Origin of the sequence: Patulibacter defluvii, assembly GCF_034096925.1 — a bacterium.
GTDB lineage: Bacteria > Actinomycetota > Thermoleophilia > Solirubrobacterales > Solirubrobacteraceae > Patulibacter > Patulibacter defluvii.
Genome location: NZ_JAWZSQ010000008.1, coordinates 200,247 through 217,037, shown reverse-complemented (window position 1 = coordinate 217,037; position 16,791 = coordinate 200,247). Strand labels below are relative to the sequence as shown.

General features: G+C 75.5%; 20 protein-coding genes and 1 pseudogene. 11 read left to right on the top strand and 10 right to left on the bottom strand.

What is annotated here, in order from left to right; translation table 11 throughout:
• Nucleotides 1-136 precede the first annotated feature (136 nt).
• Both SH587_RS11195 and SH587_RS11190 read left to right on the top strand, forming a co-directional pair.
• Nucleotides 137-1,180 carry an iron-containing redox enzyme family protein gene (locus SH587_RS11195; protein ID WP_320670694.1) on the top strand — a complete coding sequence of 348 codons (1,044 nt, stop codon included), beginning with the start codon at nt 137-139 and terminating at the stop codon, nt 1,178-1,180.
• Nucleotides 1,177-1,428 carry a CDGSH iron-sulfur domain-containing protein gene (locus tag SH587_RS11190; RefSeq protein ID WP_320670693.1) on the top strand — a complete coding sequence of 84 codons (252 nt, stop codon included), beginning with the start codon at nt 1,177-1,179 and terminating at the stop codon, nt 1,426-1,428. Before SH587_RS11195 ends, SH587_RS11190 begins: the two co-directional genes overlap by 4 nt.
• Here the strand turns inward: SH587_RS11190 and SH587_RS11185 are convergent.
• Entirely contained in the window at nt 1,397-1,678 is a 282-nt protein-coding gene (locus SH587_RS11185; RefSeq protein ID WP_320670692.1) for a hypothetical protein, read from the bottom strand. The genes SH587_RS11190 and SH587_RS11185 overlap by 32 nt on opposite strands.
• Before the next feature lie 142 nt (nt 1,679-1,820).
• On the opposite strand from SH587_RS11185, the gene SH587_RS11180 reads away from it, so the two are divergent.
• From SH587_RS11180 to SH587_RS11165, 4 genes and pseudogenes are all read left to right on the top strand, one after another.
• Entirely contained in the window at nt 1,821-2,057 is a 237-nt protein-coding gene (locus SH587_RS11180; RefSeq protein ID WP_320670691.1) for a hypothetical protein, read from the top strand.
• 9 nt (nt 2,058-2,066) lie between these two features.
• A pseudogene (locus tag SH587_RS11175) lies at nt 2,067-2,300 on the top strand (FAD-dependent oxidoreductase); the annotation flags it as partial.
• Between the two features lie 43 nt (nt 2,301-2,343).
• Nucleotides 2,344-3,594, top strand: a complete 1,251-nt coding sequence (locus SH587_RS11170) for an FAD-dependent oxidoreductase (protein ID WP_320670695.1) — start codon at nt 2,344-2,346, stop codon at nt 3,592-3,594.
• A gap of 192 nt (nt 3,595-3,786) precedes the next feature.
• Nucleotides 3,787-5,151, top strand: coding sequence for a cytochrome P450 (locus tag SH587_RS11165; RefSeq protein ID WP_320670690.1), 1,365 nt, complete (start codon nt 3,787-3,789; stop codon nt 5,149-5,151).
• Nucleotides 5,152-5,166: 15 nt separating this feature from the next.
• Here SH587_RS11165 and SH587_RS11160 read toward each other — a convergent pair whose 3' ends face one another.
• Together SH587_RS11160 and SH587_RS11155 are read right to left on the bottom strand one after the other, a co-directional pair.
• Nucleotides 5,167-5,778 carry a flavodoxin family protein gene (locus SH587_RS11160; RefSeq protein ID WP_320670689.1) on the bottom strand — a complete coding sequence of 204 codons (612 nt, stop codon included), beginning with the start codon at nt 5,776-5,778 and terminating at the stop codon, nt 5,167-5,169.
• Between the two features lie 7 nt (nt 5,779-5,785).
• Nucleotides 5,786-6,271: an SRPBCC family protein gene (locus SH587_RS11155; protein ID WP_320670688.1), complete on the bottom strand. Its 486-nt coding sequence runs from the start codon at nt 6,269-6,271 to the stop codon at nt 5,786-5,788.
• A gap of 136 nt (nt 6,272-6,407) precedes the next feature.
• On the opposite strand from SH587_RS11155, the gene SH587_RS11150 reads away from it, so the two are divergent.
• Genes SH587_RS11150 through SH587_RS11135 form a run of 4 tightly spaced genes read left to right on the top strand, consistent with a single transcriptional unit; the run spans nt 6,408 to nt 9,516 of the window.
• A complete protein-coding gene (locus tag SH587_RS11150) occupies nt 6,408-8,189 on the top strand; it encodes a thiamine pyrophosphate-requiring protein (RefSeq protein ID WP_320670687.1) in 1,782 nt (593 codons plus the stop codon).
• A 27-nt stretch (nt 8,190-8,216) separates the two neighbouring features.
• Entirely contained in the window at nt 8,217-8,681 is a 465-nt protein-coding gene (locus tag SH587_RS11145) for a hypothetical protein (protein WP_320670686.1), read from the top strand.
• Nucleotides 8,682-8,727: 46 nt separating this feature from the next.
• Complete coding sequence (locus SH587_RS11140) at nt 8,728-9,087, top strand: hypothetical protein (RefSeq protein ID WP_320670685.1); 360 nt, start codon at nt 8,728-8,730, stop codon at nt 9,085-9,087.
• Between the two features lie 6 nt (nt 9,088-9,093).
• Nucleotides 9,094-9,516: a Na-translocating system protein MpsC family protein gene (locus SH587_RS11135; RefSeq protein WP_320670684.1), complete on the top strand. Its 423-nt coding sequence runs from the start codon at nt 9,094-9,096 to the stop codon at nt 9,514-9,516.
• A 13-nt stretch (nt 9,517-9,529) separates the two neighbouring features.
• On the opposite strand, the gene SH587_RS11130 is transcribed toward SH587_RS11135, so the two are convergent.
• Both SH587_RS11130 and SH587_RS11125 read right to left on the bottom strand, forming a co-directional pair.
• Nucleotides 9,530-10,330, bottom strand: coding sequence for a glucose 1-dehydrogenase (locus SH587_RS11130; RefSeq protein ID WP_375341756.1), 801 nt, complete (start codon nt 10,328-10,330; stop codon nt 9,530-9,532).
• Nucleotides 10,331-10,410: 80 nt separating this feature from the next.
• Nucleotides 10,411-11,220 carry a SigB/SigF/SigG family RNA polymerase sigma factor gene (locus SH587_RS11125; RefSeq protein ID WP_320670682.1) on the bottom strand — a complete coding sequence of 270 codons (810 nt, stop codon included), beginning with the start codon at nt 11,218-11,220 and terminating at the stop codon, nt 10,411-10,413.
• A gap of 273 nt (nt 11,221-11,493) precedes the next feature.
• Here SH587_RS11125 and SH587_RS11120 point away from each other — a divergent pair, with 273 nt between their 5' ends.
• On the top strand, nt 11,494-12,402 hold the full coding sequence (locus SH587_RS11120) for an adenylate/guanylate cyclase domain-containing protein (RefSeq protein ID WP_320670681.1): 909 nt from the start codon (nt 11,494-11,496) through the stop codon (nt 12,400-12,402).
• A gap of 13 nt (nt 12,403-12,415) precedes the next feature.
• On the opposite strand, the gene SH587_RS11115 is transcribed toward SH587_RS11120, so the two are convergent.
• From SH587_RS11115 to SH587_RS11095, 5 genes are all read right to left on the bottom strand, one after another.
• Nucleotides 12,416-12,973, bottom strand: coding sequence for a hypothetical protein (locus SH587_RS11115; RefSeq protein WP_320670680.1), 558 nt, complete (start codon nt 12,971-12,973; stop codon nt 12,416-12,418).
• Between the two features lie 131 nt (nt 12,974-13,104).
• A complete protein-coding gene (locus tag SH587_RS11110) occupies nt 13,105-14,067 on the bottom strand; it encodes an SDR family oxidoreductase (RefSeq protein WP_320670679.1) in 963 nt (320 codons plus the stop codon).
• Nucleotides 14,068-14,133: 66 nt separating this feature from the next.
• A complete protein-coding gene (locus SH587_RS11105; RefSeq protein WP_320670678.1) occupies nt 14,134-14,973 on the bottom strand; it encodes a MetQ/NlpA family ABC transporter substrate-binding protein in 840 nt (279 codons plus the stop codon).
• 20 nt (nt 14,974-14,993) lie between these two features.
• Nucleotides 14,994-15,671 carry a methionine ABC transporter permease gene (locus SH587_RS11100; protein WP_320670677.1) on the bottom strand — a complete coding sequence of 226 codons (678 nt, stop codon included), beginning with the start codon at nt 15,669-15,671 and terminating at the stop codon, nt 14,994-14,996.
• The gene (locus tag SH587_RS11095) at nt 15,668-16,732 is read right to left on the bottom strand and encodes a methionine ABC transporter ATP-binding protein (protein ID WP_320670676.1); all 1,065 of its coding nucleotides are present in this window, start codon (nt 16,730-16,732) and stop codon (nt 15,668-15,670) included. The genes SH587_RS11100 and SH587_RS11095 overlap by 4 nt, the downstream gene beginning before the upstream one ends.
• Nucleotides 16,733-16,791 lie beyond the last annotated feature (59 nt).

Genomic DNA, 16,791 nt, shown 5'->3' with positions numbered 1-16,791 from the left:
CCGCGCGGCAGCGGGCGGCGGCGGCCGGCGACCCGCGCGCGGCCGCCGCCTGGCTGGCCGGCCGCTGCGCCGACGAGCTGACCGCCGCGCTGCCGGCCGCCGCATGATCGGGGGCCGTTGCGGGTAGACGCCGGCCGTGCCCGCGATCCCTTCGCCCCGCGGCCCGGTCAGTGAGCGGCTGCTCGCCGCGCTGACCGGTCCACCACCCGCTCCCGCCGACGATCCGCTCGCCGACGTCGCCCCGCCGCCGACCGCCGACCCGTTCGCGGACGAGGACCAGCAGCTGGCGCTCTACTGCGCCTACGAGCTGCACTACCGCGGGCTCGACGGCGTCGATCCGACCTGGGAGTGGCAGCCGTCGCTGCTGGCGCTGCGGGCGCGGCTGGAGGCGCGCTTCGAGGCCGGCCTGCGGGCGCTGGTGCCGGACGACGACGGCGACGGGCCGGTCGCGCCCGACGAGATCGACCTGGCGATCCGCGCGATCGCCGCGGCCGAGGCGCCGTCGCTCTCGCGCTTCCTCCAGCGCGAGGCGACGCTCGACCACTACCGCGAGGTGCTGATCCACCGCTCGGCCTACCAGCTGAAGGAGGCCGACCCGCACTCGTGGGCGATGCCGCGGCTGGACGGCCCGCCGAAGGCGGCGCTGGTCGAGATCCAGGTCGACGAGTACGGCAACGGCCGCCCGGAGCGGATCCACGCCCGGCTCTTCGCCGACGCGATGGAGGCGCTCGGGCTCGACCCGACCTACGGCGCCTACCTCGACCGGATCCCCGCCCCCGCGCTGGCGACGGTCAACCTGATGTCGCTCTTCGGCCTCCACCGTCGCTGGCGGGGTGCGATCGTCGGCCACCTGGCGCTGTTCGAGTCGACCTCGTCGATCCCCAACGGCCGCTACGCCGAGGGCCTCCGGCGACTCGCCGTCCCGGACCCGCGGGCGACGGCCTTCTTCGACGAGCACGTCGAGGCCGACGCGGTCCACGAGCAGCTGGCCACGATCGACCTCGCCGGCGGGCTGGTCCGGCAGCAGCCGGAGCTGGCCCGCGACGTGCTCTTCGGCGCCCGCTGCCTGGCCGCGCTCGAGGCCCGTTGGGCGGCCGGCGTGCTCGACCGCTGGCGGGCGGGGCGGTCGGCGCTGCGGGCCACGGCCGACGATCGCGAGCGGCAGGCGGTGGCGCCGTGAGCGGCACCGACCCGGCCCGGATCACCCCCTACCGTGACGGCCCGCTGATCGTCCGCGGGCCGTTCGAGCTGCGGGACCAGGACGGCGCGCCGATCGCCGCCGGCCGCGAGACGGTCGCGCTCTGCCGCTGCGGGCGCTCGCGCCAGCGCCCGTTCTGCGACGGATCCCACAAGCTGGTCCGGTTCGCGGCGCCGAGCGGCCGCGAGGACCGTCGCGCTAGCGGCGGATCCGCTTCGAGAAGCGGCTGACCTCCCCGCTCGCGGTCCGCTCCTCGTAGGTGAAGGCGAGTTGCTCCTGCTCGAACTTCGCGAAGAACGCGGCCCAGTCGATCGGCTCCAGGGCCTCCTCGTCGCCGTGGCCGGGGAAGTCGATCCGGAGGATCCCGGGCCAGTCCCCGTCGGCGGTCGTTGCCACGGTCGCGGGCCGGCCCCCGCGCTCCTCCACCCATCGCCGGATCTGCTCGTGATCGGTGGTCCAGTGGGCAATGCCGTCCGACACCTGGTCTCCCTCCGTCGGTGCGTTTGGCGTGCGTGCTGCATGCCTACCCGCCGCCCCGCGGGCGGAAACCCGCGCCCGTGTGTGCGGTCGCGAACCGGCGGGTAGCGGCGGCACGTCCACTCCCCACCCCACGGAGGCCACGATGAGCATCACCGCTTCGGAGACCGGCGAGATCACCGGCACCACCGACAAGGACTACAACCTGCTCTGGTTCACCGAGCAGTCGCTGAGCAACGCGCTGCGGATGGAGATCTACGCCAAGGACGCCGAGCGCTCCGGCGACGGCGACCTGGCCGACTTCTTCCGCCGCGCCCAGGAGGCGAGCCGCAAGGGCGGCGAGCAGGGCAAGGCGCTGCTGGCCAAGCGGCTGAGCGCCTGAGCCGGGCCGATGCCCGCCGCCAGCCGCTCGCTGTGGGACGCGACCGCCGACGCGGCGGTCGCGCCCCGGCGGCTCGACGAGCAGGCCCGCACCGCCGACGTCGTGGTCGTCGGGGCGGGCATCGTCGGCACCACCGCCGCGCTGCTGCTCGCCCGGGCCGGAGCCCGCGTGACCGTGGTCGAGGCCGACCGGGTCGGGCGCGGGGTGACCGGCTACACGACCGGCAAGGCGACCGCCGCTCACGGCGTCCGCTACGCGCGGCTGCGGCGCACGATCGGGCCCCGAGCTGGCCCGCGACTACGCGCAGGCGAACCAGGCCGCGGTCGGCCGGATGGCCGACCTGATCGAGGCCGAGGGGATCGACTGCGACTGGCGGGCGCTGCCCGCCTGGACCTTCACCAGCGTCGACGCCGAGCGCCGGTCGCTGGAGGACGAGGCCGAGGCGACGATCGCCGTCGGCCTTCCCGCCCGCCCGGTCGCCGACGAGCCGGGCCCGACGCCGATGCTGGCCGGCGTCCGCGTCGAGGACGGCGGCGAGCTGCACGGCCGCCGCTACGCCGAGGCGCTGGCGCGGATGGCCGAGGCCGACGGGGCCCGGATCGCCGAGGGCGTGCGGGTGCTCGCCGTCCACGAGGGCGACCCCTGCCGGCTGCGGACGACCGATGGCGAGCTGCGCGCCGGCCAGGTGCTGCTGGCCACCCACTTCCCGATCCTCGACCGCGGGCTGTTCTTCGCCCGCTGCCACCCCGAGCGCTCCTACGCGATCGCCGCCCGCGTCCCGGAGCCGCCGGCGCCCGGCATGTACTACGACGCGGGACCGCCGATGCGGTCGCTGCGGCTGGCCCGCGGGCCCGAGGGCGAGCCGCTGGTGGTGGTCGGTGGCGAGGGCCACCCGGCCGGCCGCGGCGGCGACACCGAGGCCCGCTACGGGCGGCTGGAGCGGTGGACCGCCGAGCGCTTCGGCGGCTGCGAGACGACCCACCGCTGGTCGTCGCAGGATCCGCGGACGGCGGACGACGTGCCGCTGGTCGGGCCGGTCCGTCCCGGCAGCTCGCGGCTGTGGACGGCGACCGGCTTCGGCAAGTGGGGCCTGAGCGGCGGGACGGCCGCCGCGCACGCGCTGGCCGCCCGGATCGGCGGCGGCGAGGATCGCCACCGCGCGCTCTGGGACAGCGACCGCTGGCGGCAGCTGGCGCCGCGCTCGGCGCTGCGACTGGCGAACTGGAACGCCCAGGTCGCCGCCCACCTGGTCGGCGACCGGCTGCGGCGCCCACGGCCGCACGGCAGCGACGACCTGGCCCCGGGCGAGGGGGCGATCGTCCGCGTCGGCGGCCGCCGCACCGCCGCCTTCCGCGACGACGACGGCCGCGTCCACGCCCGCTCGCCGGTCTGCACCCACCTCGGCTGCGAGGTCGTCTTCAACCCGGCGGAGCGGAGCTGGGACTGCCCCTGCCACGGCTCGCGCTTCGACGCCCGCGACGGCCGCGTGCTCGAGGGCCCCGCCGTCCGCCCGCTGCCGGAGCGGAAGGGCGGGTGACCGGCCACCGCGGGACGCGAGCGGGCAGGGGGCAACGTCGCACGCCGCGCCGTCCCGCCCGGCCATGCGACGAACGCCGACGCCGGCGGGGGCGAACGTCGCACGGGCCGGCGGGGGCGCCGCCCATGTGACGTTCGCCCCTCCTCCCCCGGATCCGTTTCCGTCGCGCCCGCGGCGGGCACCGGCGGGAGCATGAGCCGTCCGCCGCTGCCGCCCGCCCCGCCGCCGGGGCCGACCGCGCCCTCCGCCGTCCAGGCGCCGCTGCTGGCCCGCGACCCGATCGGGACGCTGCGGCGGGCGCAGGACCGCTACGGGCCGGTCTTCACGCTGGCGGTGCCGCTCGGCCGCCGGACCGTCGTCGTCGCCGATCCGGCGGCCGCGCTGCGGCTGGTCGAGGGCGATCCCGAGCGGGCCGGCGCCGGGGCCGCGCGGCGGGCCGTGCTGCCGCAGGCCTCGCCGCGGTCGATGTTCGGCGCCGACGGGGCCGAGCACCAGCGGGCCCGCCGCCGGATCGCGCCGCCGCTGGCCCCGGAGGCGGTCGCCCGCCACCAGCGGGCGGTGGTCGAGCTGACCGCCCGCCACGTCGCCGGCTGGCCGACCGGCCGCCCCTTCCGGCTGCTGCCGCGGCTGCGGCGGCTGCTCCAGGACTGCTTCGTGCGGCTGGTGCTGGCGATCGAGGACGACGCCCGCGCCCGCCGCGCCGTCGACGCCATGGAACGGATCCTCGCCACCCCCGGCAACCCGCCGCTGACCCCACCCGACCGCGGGCAGCCGTTCGGCCGGACGGTCGACGCGCTGCTGCGCCAGCGGCTGCGGCCGCTGCGCGGGGTGATCGCCGACGAGCTGGCGCAGCGGCGGGCGAGCGACGCCTCGGGACCGGACGTGCCCGGGATCGACGTCCTCGGCCACCTGCTCGCCGCCCGCCCCGACGCGACGCCCGACGACGTGGTCGACGAGCTGCTGGTGGTGCTCGCCGCCGCCCAGGAGCCGTCGTCGATCGCGCTCGCCTGGACCCTCGACCGGATCGCGCGCCAGGGCGACCTGGCCGAGGCGATCGCCGTCGAGGGCGCCGACCACCCGGCCTTCGACGCGGTCCTCGACGAGTGCCTGAGGCTGCACCCGCCGGCGCTCGGGGCGCTGCGCCGGCTGCGCGAGCCGTTCGACGCCGCCGGCCACCTGCTGCCGGCCGGGACCGACGTGCTGGTCCCGATCTCGCTGCTCCACCGCGACCCCCGGGCGTTCCCGGACCCCGACGCCTTCCGGCCCGACCGCTTCGCCGGCTCCGACGAGCGGCCGGCCAGCTTCCTGCCCTTCGGCGGCGGCACCCGGCGCTGCCCGGGCGCCCCGCTGACCGCGGTCGAGCGGGCGGCGATCGTGCCGACGGTGCTCGCCGCCCTGCGGCTGCGGCCGCTGTCGCCGCGGCCGGAGCGGGCCGTCCAGCGGGCCACCGTCGTCGTCCCGCTCCACGGCGGGCTGGTGACGGCGACCCGCCGCCCGGCGCCCGACATCGCGGGCGGCGAGGCCGCCGCGCCGCGGCCGGTCGCGGCGGTCCGCTGATCGCCTCGCCGCCGCTCAGGACGCCGGCGGCCCGATCGGCTGCGCGGCGAGCGCGCGGGCGACCGCGACCAGGTTGCCGGCCGCGGCCTTCGCCGTGCTGACCGTCCAGTCGCGCTCGTCGCTGCTCAGCCACTGCTCGTCGCCGGGGCCGGGACCCTTGTTCCAGTAGGTCCAGTTCTGGCCCGGCGCGGTGTAGCCGATGTCGTTGAGCGCGGCGCAGACCTCGCCGATGCAGTGGTGGGCGCCGTCCTCGTTGCCGGTCACGACGACGCCGGCCACGCGGTTGTAGGCGATCGGGGTCTCGCCGTCGTCGCCGGTCTCGGAGAGCATCGCGTCCATCCGCTCCAGGACCCGCTTGGCGACGCTCGACGGCTGGCCGAGCCAGGTCGGGGTGGCGACGAGCAGGATCTCCGCCGCCACCACCTTCTCGCGCAGCGCGGGCCACTCGTCGCCCTCGTCGACCGGCTCCGAGACGACCCCCGGGCCGACCTGGTGGTCGACGACCCGGACCTGCTCGGTCTCGACCCCGTGGCCCTCGAGCGCGTCGAGGACCACCTGGGCCAGGTCACCGGTGTTGGACGGCTCCGGCGACCGCTTCAGCGTGCAGTTCAGGCACAGCGCCCGCATGCCGCGGTCACGCTCCCGGCGTCGCGGTCCCGCCGCCCTCGCGCGGGACCTCGCCGCGCCAGCCGCCGGACGCGGCGCCGCGCTGCTCGATCAGGTCCTTGAAGCGCTCGAGGTCGCCCTTCGCGCGGCGCTCGATGATGCCCAGCATCTCGGCTGCCCGCTCGGCGAAGCCGGACGGCTCGACGTCCTGCTGGAGCATCACCTTCGTGTGCCCGTCGTCGAGCTTGTGGAAGGTCACGACGCCGGCGTTCGTGAGCCCGGCGGTGCTCCGCCAGGCGACCCGCTCCTCGGGCCGCTGCTCGGTGATCTCGGCGTCCCACTCGCGCTCGGTGCCGGCGATCTCGGCCCGCCAGTGGAGGTGGGTGTCGTCCAGCTGGCGGACCTCCTCGACCCCCTCCATGAAGGACGGGAACTCCTCGAACTGGGTCCACTGGTCGTAGGCGGTGCGGATCGGGACGGCGACCTCGATCGACTGCTCGACGGTGCTGCTCATCGTCTGCTCCTCGTGCTCGGTGGCTGCGGATCCCGCCGGTACCCAGGCCCTCCGGCGGCGAAACGAGCGCCGCGGCGGTGTGCCCGGGCGCCGCGCCGGGTAGCGGCCGCCGGACCCCTGGCGAGAGGCGGACCCCATGACGACGACCACCGGCGAGTTCCTGCTCCAGCGGCTGCACGACTCCGGCGTGCGGCGGATCTACGGCTACCCCGGCGACGGGATCAACGGCTTCTTCGGCGCCTTCCACCAGGTCGCCGGCGTCGAGCTGATCCAGACCCGTCACGAGGAGATCGCCGCCCTCGCGGCCTGCGCCCACGCCAAGCTGACCGGCGAGGTCGGCGTCTGCGCGGCCACCTCCGGTCCCGGCGCGATCCACCTGCTGAACGGGCTCTACGACGCCAAGCTCGACCGCCAGCCGGTGCTGGCGATCGTCGGCCAGCAGGCCCGGATCTCGCTCGGCTCCGACTATCAGCAGGAGGTCGACCTGCCGTCGCTCTTCAAGGACGTCGCCGGCGAGTTCGTCCAGACCTGCATGACCCCGGCCCAGGCCCCGCACCTGGTCGACCGGGCGCTGCGGATCGCCCGCGCGACCCGCTCCCCGACCTGCCTGGTGCTGCCGTCGGACGTCCAGGAGGAGCGCTTCGACCCGCCGGGCCGCGTCCACGGGGCGACGTTCTCCTCCCCCGACCACCGCGAGCCGACCGCGCCGATCCCGGGCCGCGGGGCGCTGGAGGCGGCGGCCGACCTGCTGAACGGCGGCGAGCGGGTGGCGATCCTCGCCGGTCGCGGGGCGAAGGACGCCGCCGACGAGCTGACCGCGGTCGCCGAGCGGCTCGGCGCCGGCGTCGCCAAGGCCCTCAACGGCCGCGCGGTGCTGCCCGACGACCTGCCGTGGGTGACCGGCTCGATCGGGCTGCTGGGGACGCGCCCGAGCTACGAGCTGATGGAGGGCTGCGACACGCTGCTGCTGGTCGGCACCGGCTTCCCCTACAGCGAGTGGCTGCCCGAGCCGGGCCAGGCCCGCGCCGTCCAGATCGACGTCGACGGCCGCCGGGTCGGCAACCGCTACCCGACCGAGGTCGACCTGGTCGGCGACGCCGCCGCCACCCTCGCCGCGCTGCTGCCGCTGCTGCGCCGCAACGACGACCGCTCGTGGCGCGACGAGATCGCCGGCCACGTCGACGCCTGGTGGACGGCGCTCGAGGAGCAGGCCCACCAGCCCGCCGAGCCGATCAACCCGCGGCTGGTCTTCCACGAGCTGAGCCCGCGGCTGCCCGACGGCTGCGTGCTGACCGCCGACTCCGGGTCGAGCACCGACTGGTGGGCCCGGCACCTGAAGCTGCGGCCGGGGATGGAGGCGATCCTCTCCGGCACCCTCGCGACGATGTGCCCGGCGGTGCCCTACGCGCTGGCGGCCAAGCTGGCGCTGCCCGACCGGCCGGTGGTGGCGGTGATCGGCGACGGCGCGATGCAGATGCTCGGGATCAACGCCCTGATCGACGTCGCCCGCTACCGCGACCGCTGGCGCGACCCGCGGCTGGTGATCTGCGTGCTCGACAACGGCGACCTCAACCAGGTCACCTGGGAGCAGCGGGTGATGGCCGGCGACGCGAAGCTCGAGGCGTCGCAGACGCTGCCGCCGTTCGACTACGCCGGCTACGCGCGGCTGATCGGGCTCGAGGGGATCCTCGTCGACCGGCCCGAGGACGTCGCCGGCGCCTGGGACCGCGCGCTGGCCGCCGAGGGACCGGTGCTGCTGCAGGTCCGGACCGATCCGGAGGTGCCGCCGCTGCCCCCGCACGTGCGGCTGGAGATGGCCCAGGGGCTCGGCCGCGCGCTGCTGCGCGGCGACCCCGCCGCCAGCCGGATCGTCCGCCAGACGCTGCGGGGCAAGCTCGCCGAGCTGCGCCACCGCTGACCCGAACCACGACCCCGGAGGACCGCGATGCGCCCGCTGGCCATCTACCTGAACGACCACCTCGCCGCGTCGACCGGCGGCGCCCGCCTGGCCCGCCGCGCCCGCGACGCCCAGGCCGACGAGCGTGGCCGGACCCTGACCCGGATCGCCGACGAGATCGAGGCCGACAAGGGCGAGCTGGAGCGGACGATGGACCTGCTCGGCGTCCGCCGCGACCCGCTCAAGCAGGCCGCCGCCGTCGCCGCCGAGCAGCTCGGGCGGCTGAAGCCGAACGGCCGGCTGCTGCGCCGCTCGCCGCTGTCGAGCCTGGTCGAGCTGGAGGGGCTGGCGATCGCCGTCCAGGGCAAGCGCTGCCTGTGGCGCGCGCTCCAGCAGCTCGACGACCCGCGACTGGCGGCGGTCGACCTGCCGCGGCTGGTGGCCCGGGCCGAGGACCAGCACGACCGGATCGAGCACGAGCGCCAGCGGCTGGCCGGCGCCGTGCTCCGCTGACCGGCGCCGGTTTGGCGCTCCGTCGCCGCGGGTACGGGTGGATGGAGTGTCCCGTTCCGCCGATCCCCCCCACCCGCGTCCCGAGCCGGCAGCCGGCTCGGGACCGGGACGGGACGGGCGCTGGTTCGCCCGCGTCGGCCTGCCGCTGGCGCTGCTGGCGGCGGCCGTCGTCGCCCTGATCGCCGGCTCGTCCGGCCTGGCGGGGATCTTCGCCGCGGTCGCGGTGATCGCCTTCGTGACCGACCGGATCATCCGGCTCGCGATCGGCAGTCAGCGAGATCGTGACCACGAGCGGGCCGCGAGGCGTACCCTGGAACGCGAGGGCCACTGGCCCGGCGAGCCGTCGCCCCCCGCGGGCGAGGGCGATCGGCCGGCCCCGGTCCAGCATCCGCGTCCCAGGGACTGAGCCTCCGTGCATCCACCCGACTCCGTCTACACGGAGAACCACGAGAGTCCGCTGCAGTCGATCTCGAACGCGATGGCGCAGATCTACAAGTCGCAGTTCGGCCGCGGCCCGACCAAGGTCCGGACCTTCTTCGCCGGCCCCGACACCGTCGTCTGCGTGCTCGAGGACACCCAGACGCCGGCCGAGCGGCGGCTGGTCGAGCTGGGCGAGTACCAGCGGCTGCGCGACGTCCGGCTCTTCTTCCAGTACGCGACCGAGGACGAGCTGAAGCGCCCGGTCGAGGCGGCCACCGGCCGCCGGGTGCGGGCCTTCGTCAGCGGGATCGACACCCGCGCCGACGTCTCGGCCGAGGTCTTCCTGCTCGACGACGAGCCGCCCAGGCCGGATGGCCCCGAGCCGCCCCCGGGCCTCAGCTCGGGGGCGTTCTGACCCGGGCCGGCGCTCAGCCGCCGACGATCCGGCCGCCGTTCGGGTGCAGCACCTGGCCGGTCATGTACGAGCTGTCGTCGCAGGCCAGGAAGACGAAGCACTCGGCGACCTCCTGCGGCTGGCCGGGACGGCCGAGCGGCACGTCCTCGCCGAACCGCTCGACGTGCTCGCGGTCGAAGGTGGCCGGGATCAGCGGGGTCCAGATCGACCCCGGCGCGACCGCGTTGACCCGCACGCCGCGGTCGGCCAGCTGCAGCGCCAGCGAGCGGGTGAAGGCCACGATCGCGCCCTTCGTCGCCGCGTAGTCGACCAGCGCCGGGTGGCCGGCGTAGGCGGTCACCGAGGTCGTGTTGACGATCGTCGAGCCGGCCCGCAGGTGCGGCAGCGCCGCCCGCGTCAGGCCGAACATCCCGAAGACGTTGGTCCTGAAGGTCCGCTCGACCTGCTCGGGGGTGACGTCCTCCAGCCGCTCCTGGACGTGCTGCTCGCCGGCGTTGTTGACCAGCACGTCGAGCCGTCCGAAGGCCTCGATCGCCGTCGCGACCGCCTGCTCCTCGACCCCGACGTCGCCGACGTCGCCACGGACGCAGACCGCCGTGCGGCCCTCCTCGCCGACCAGCCGGACGGTCTCGCGGGCGTCGTCGTCCTCCTCCTGCGAGCGGTAGAGGAGGGCCACGTCGGCGCCCTCGCGGGCGACGGCGACCGCGACCGCGCGGCCGATCCCGCTGTCGCCGCCGGAGATCAGGACCGCCCGCTCGCGCAGCCGCCCCGACCCGCGCCGGTCCTCGGCGCGGGGCGCCGGCCGCGGCTCCATCTCGTGCTCGCGGCCGGGCTGCGACTGGCGCTGGGGCGGCGGCGCCTCGGAGAGCCGGCCCTCGCGGGGATCGTCGCCGCTCACGTGCCCGCCCCCGCGGCGACCTGCGGCCCGCTCGACGCCGGGCCGAGCTCGGCGTCGGCGTCGCGGGCGTCGAGCGCCGCCCGCATCCGCTCCAGCGCCCGCCGCAGGATCCGCGAGACCTGCATCTGGGAGACGCCGAGCCGCTCGGCGATCTCGCGCTGGAGACGGCCGTCGAAGAACCGCAGCAGGACGACCTCGCGCTCGCGCTCGTCGAGCGCCTCGCAGGCTGACCAGAGCAGCTGCCGCCGCTCGACCGCGGCGAAGCCGTCCTCGTCCTCGCCGCAGAGGTCGAGCGCCTCGCGGGCCTCGCCGGCGGGGTGGTCGAGCGACAGCGGCCGGTAGCCCTGGCCGCCGCGGACCGCCTCCTCGACCTGGGCCGGGTCGACGGCCAGGTGCTGGGCGATCTCCTCGGTGGTGGCGGTGCGGCCGCGGTCGGCCGCGATCCGCTCGGCGGCGCGGTTGACCCGCGCGTCCAGCTCCTGGATCCCGCGCGGGACGTGGACCGACCAGCAGTGGTCGCGGAAGTGGCGCTTGATCTCGCCGGTGATGTTGGGGGCGGCGAAGGTCACGAAGCGCGTGCCCGCGTAGGGATCGAAGCGATCGATGGCCTTCAGCAGCCCGACGCAGCCGACCTGGACCAGGTCCTCCAGCTGCTCGCCCTTGCCCGCGTAGGGACGGGCGAGCGAGCGGACCAGGGGCAGGCCGCGATGGACCATCTGCTCCCGGTCGGCGGGGTCGTGCTGACGGTGGTAACGGCGCAGCAGCTGCATGTCGCGCTGCTCACGGCCGCTGGTGCTCTCGCGCATGCGAAAGCCTCCTTGTGACGTGGCGATCGGGCGGGCGCGCGCCGTGGGAACGTAGGGGGACGTTCCGATGACGGTGCACCGATGCTCGTCATGCCCGTCGCCGTAGGAGAGACCCCCCCCCGCGTTCGTCTCCGTCGTCCACCCCTAGCGAGGAGTGAGCGTCGTTCGGCGTCGCGCTGCGACGACCGGCACTGCGTTGAACCTAACACGGTCGGGCCGCGGTTTCATCCCCGATCTCGTGATCGGCCCGCCGGTGTGCAAGGGTCCGTGCCGATGCCCGAGCCGCCGGCCGAGGAGCCTCCGCGCACTCCCCTGCCCGATCCCGACGCCGCAACGCCGGAGGCGGACGAGGGATCGCCGCCCGCGCCCGGCTCGGCGGTCGCCCGATCGGCCCCCGCGGCGGCGGCCGCGGCCGGCGGCGTGGTCGGGCGGCTGCGGGCGCTGAACGACAGCGAGCGGCTGCTCGGCGCCGTCTCCACGCTCCGCAACCGGCTACCGGGCGACAGCCGCTTCGGCGACCCGCTGTCGACGGCGGAGACGGGCGAGGCCCACGGTTCGGCGGCGCTGCGGCGGCAGATCGCGCGGCTCGCCGGCCAGCAGCGCGGTGGCGTCCTCCACGAGCTCGGGCTCGGCGCGCTGCAGGTCTGGCAGGCGGCCGCCGAGTCGAGCGGCCGCGGCCGCGGCGACGTCGAGCTGACCGTCCTCTTCACCGACCTGGTCGGCTTCTCGCGCTGGGCGCTGGAGGCGGGCGACCAGGCGACGCTGCTGCTCCTGCGCGAGGTCGCGGCGGTCCTCGACCCGGCCGTCGGCCGCCACCACGGCCGGGTGGTGAAGTGGCTGGGCGACGGGATGATGGCCGTCTTCCGGCAGCCGGCCGACGCGCTGGCCGCCGTCGAGGAGGGGCACGAGCGGCTGGGCGCGATCGAGGTCGCCGGCTACCAGCCGCGGATCCGCGCCGGCATGCACCACGGGCGTCCGCGGCGGGTCGGCAGCGACTACCTGGGGATCGACGTCAACATCGCGGCGCGGGTCGCCGAGGCGGCGGGCACCGGCGAGCTGCTGGCCTCCGACCGCGCGGTCGAGCTGCTCGATCCCGAGCGGGTGGTGGCCAAGCGCCGGCGGCGGTTCCGGGCCAAGGGCGTGCCGACCGAGGTCGGCGTCCACGCGGTCCGCGGCCGCTGAGCGCTCCCCGCCGTCAGCTCGGGGACCGGGGCGAATCGATCCCGGCCAGGCCGGTCGCCTCGCCGGCGTCGAGGCCGTTCTCGCCCTCGGGATCGTCAGCCGATCCGCCCTCGAGCGCGTCGCCGCCGCCCTCGTCGGCCGCCCCGCGGATGCGCGAGCGGCGCCGCAGCGGGTTGGCGAAGCGCCGGGCGATCCGGTCGATCTGGACCAGCGACTCGCTCATCTCGCCGATGCTCTTCTCGACCCCGGCGAGGACGTCGGCGAGCGGCGAGACCGCCTCCTCCATCCGGCCGACGCCGCCGCTCATCCCGACCACGGCCCGCCGCAGGTTGTCCGGCTGGAGCCCGGCGATCTCGCTCCGCAGGCCCTCGACCGAGGCGATCACGTCCCGCATGTCGGAGCGCATCCCCTTCATGTCGTCGCGGACCTCGGTCAGGATCGCCAGCTCGACCTGGAGCGCGCGGATCTCGTCGGGCAGCGTCCGCAGGGTCCGCTCGAGCGCGATCACGGCGTCGAGCGCCCGCTCGATCTTCGGGATCAGCTGGGGCGGGGATGGGAGGGCGACGCGCATGGACCCGGGGCAGCGTGAACAGTCGGGCCGCGTCCGTCAAGCGCGACGGCCCGCGGCACGGCTCCGGTGGACGGCGTCCCGCGGCTGGGCCGCGGGATCCGGCGCGTCCCCCGAATGATCGTCCAGCGGCCTCAGCCGACCTCGCTGGACGCCGCGACCGACACGGCGTCCGCGGCGGCCTCGCGGCGGGCCTCGGCCTGGGCCACCGTGACCCGCTCGTCGCCGCCGGCGGCGACCGTGGTGGTGCTGAACGAGCGGCCCAGGGCGGCGACCTCGGCCTCCAGCTGGGGAACCATCTTGCGGGCCTGGAGCTTGAGGCCGATGTCGCTCAGCGGGCTGATGACGATCGTCCGCAGGGCCTGGACGACGGCCAGCGAGCGGGGCACGTAGATCCGCCGCTTGCGCTTGGCGATGCCGTCGGCGAAGGCGGTCGCGCAGGCCTCGACCGAGGTCGTCGAGCCGAGCGGGCCGGGCAGCTTCGAGCGGGCGTCGCGGAAGGTCGAGAGGTCCTTCTCGACGTCGCGGACGAGGTCGGTGTCGATCCACGAGGGGTGGGCGCTGCCGACCTTGACCCCCTTGTGGGCGACCTCCAGCCGCAGCGCGTTGGCGAACTGCTCGGCACCGGCCTTCGACGCGCAGTAGGCGGCCATCCCGGGCATCACCGTGAAGGCGGCGAGCGAGGCGACCACCAGCACGTAGCCCCTGCGCTCGGTCACGTGGGGCAGCGCCGCGCTGACCGTCCGGATGACGCCGTTGAGGTTGACGTCGATCGTCCGCACCAGCGCGTCGGCCGGGTTGATCGCGACGGTGCCGTTGTTGGCGATGCCGGCGTTGGCCACCACCACGTCGATCCCGCCGAGCGCCTCGACCGTGCCGGCGACCGTCGCCTCGATCGACGCCTGGTCGGTCACGTCGGCCTCGAACCAGACGTGCCCGGCGCCGAGCTCGGCGGCCAGCTCGCGCAGCCGCTCGGGCTCGAGCCCGACCAGCGACAGCTTCGCGCCGCGCCGCGCCAGGATCCGGGCCGTCTCGGCCCCGATCCCCCGCGACGCACCCGTGATCAGGACGACCTTGCCCGTGACGCTCTTCGACATGCGGCGGATCCTACTCCCCCGTAGCCAAGAACGCTACTGGCGAGTAGGTCCGCCGCCGCGGCCGGTTCAGAAGGCCGGGATCACCGACCCCTGGTACTTGTCCTCGATGAACTTGCGGACCTCGGGCGAGTGCAGCAGCTGCTCGAGCTTCTTCACCCGCGGGTCGTCGACGTTCTGCTTCTTGACGACGACCAGGTTGGCGTAGGGGTTGTCCTTCGCCGACTCCAGCACCAGCGCGTCCTTGGCCGGCGAGAGCTTGGCCTCGATCGCGTAGTTGCCGTTGATCACGGCCAGGTCGGCGTCGTCGAGCGTCCGCGGCAGGTTGGCCGGGGCGATCGTCTGGAACTTCAGGTCCTTGGGGTTCTCGGCGATGTCCTTCGGCGTCGCCTCCAGCCCGGCGCCCGGCTTCAGCGTGATCAGGCCCGCCTGCTGCAGCAGCTTCAGGCCGCGGGCCTCGTTGGCCGGGTCGTTCGACAGCGTCACGGTCCCGCCGTTCGGCACCTGGCCGATCTCCTTCAGCTTCTTCGAGTAGACGCCGAGCGGCTCCAGGTGGACCGGCTTCAGCGCCACCAGGTCGCCGTACGAGGGGTTGTCCTTCTGCTGCGACTCCAGGTACGGCACGTGCTGGAAGTAGTTGGCGTCGAGCTTGCCCTCCTGCAGCGCCACGTTCGGCTGCACGTAGTCGTCGTAGCTGACGACGTCGAGCTTCAGGCCGGCCTTCGGGGCCAGCTCCTTCTTCACGAAGTCGAGGATCTCGCCGTGGGGCACGGGGCTGACGCCGACCTTCAGCGGGGCGTCGGCGGACGAGCCGGAATCGCCGGAGTCGTCGCTGCCGCAGGCGACCAGGCCGAGGGCGGCCACGAGGGCCAGGACGAGGATCAGCAGCGGTCGGATGCGTCGTGGCATGGAGATGCTCCGGTGGAGGGTCATCGGTGGGAGAACCGGCGGACCAGCAGGTCGCCGGCGAACTGGAAGATCTGGACGATCACCACGAGCAGCACCACCGTCGCCAGCATCACGTTGCCGTCGAAGCGGTTGTAGCCGTAGTCGATCGCGAGCGCCCCGAGGCCGCCGCCGCCGACGGCGCCGCCCATCGCCGAGAAGCCGACGATCGCCACCAGCGTGATCGTCAGGCCGCCGATCAGGCCCGGCACCGCCTCGGGCAGCAGCACCTTGCGGACGGTCTGGAGCCGCGAGGCGCCCGACGCGCGGGCCATCTCGACCAGCTCGCCGGGGACCTCGCGCAGGCTCTGCTCGACCACCCGCGCGTAGAACGGCACCAGCGCCACGACCAGCGGCACGATCACCGCGCTGGTCCCGAGCGAGGTGCCGACCACCAGCCGGGTGAAGGGGATGATCGCCGCCAGCAGGACGATGAACGGCACCGAGCGACCGACCCCGACCACCAGCCCGACGGCGGCGTTGACCGGCCGCAGCGGCCGCAGGCCGCCGGGCGCGGTGACGTGCAGCAGCACGCCGAGCGGGATCCCGAGCAGACCGGTGATGGCGGTCGCGATCACGACCATCTTCAGCGTGTCCTGGAGCGCCGGCCAGAGCAGCGGCCAGATCTCGCCCCAGGGGGTGCTGGCGGCGAGCGCGCTCATCGATCGGCCCCCTCGGCGGCGACGGCCAGCGGATCGCCGGCGGCGGCGGCCGCCAGCCGGTCGGCCGCCGCGGCCGCCGCGTCGCCGTCGATCCGCCGCGCGTCGAGCCCGCGGCCGGCGAGCAGCGCCCGCAGGTCGGGGCCGCCGGCCGGCAGCGCGATCGTCACGTGCCCGGCCGGGCGGCCGTCGATCGCCTCGACCGCGGCGCCCAGCAGTTCGATCGGGGCGTCCAGCTCGGCCTGGAGCGTGGCCAGCCAGGCCGGATCGACGTCGGCGCGGGCGTAGCCGATCCGCCAGCTCTCGCGGCCGGCACCGGCGGCGCCGATCGGCCGCTCGGGCACCAGGCCGCGGCCGAGCACGGAGTCCGGCGTCGTCACCAGCCGCTGCAGCGGACCGGACTCGACCACCCGCCCGTCGCGCAGCAGCGTGACCTCGTCGCAGACGTCGCGGACGACGTCCATCTCGTGGGTGATCAGGAGGATCGTCAGGCCGAGGTCGTCGCGCAGCTCGCGGAGCAGGGCCAGGATCGTGCGCGTGGTCTCGGGGTCGAGACCGGAGGTCGCCTCGTCGGAGAGCAGCACGTCGGGCCGCAGCGCCAGCGCGCGGGCGATCCCGACCCGCTGCCGCTGGCCGCCGGAGAGCTGCGCCGGGTAGGCGTCGGCGTGGTGGGTCAGGCCGACCCGCTCGACCAGCTCGGCGACGCGGCGGCGGCGCTCGGCGCGACCGATGCCGGCCAGCTCCAGCGGCAGCGCGACGTTGCCGCTGACCGTCCGCGCGCTCAGCAGGCTGGCCGACTGGAAGATCGTGCCGATCCGGCGGCGGGCGGCCTGCAGCTCGCGCTCGCGCAGCCGCGTCAGCTCCTGGCCGGCGACGACGACCGTTCCCGAGGTCGGCCGCTCCAGCAGGTTGATCGTCCGCGCGAGCGTGCTCTTGCCGGCGCCGCTGGGGCCGATCACGCCGGCGATCCGGCCGGCCTCGACGGTCAGCGAGACGTCGTCGAGCACGACCACGTCGTGGCCGTCGCGGCGGAACGTCTTGCGGAGGGACTCGACCTGGATCACGGGCGGACGGGAGATAATTACAGAAAAGCAGATCGGCTTTCTGTGGTACAGCGCACGTA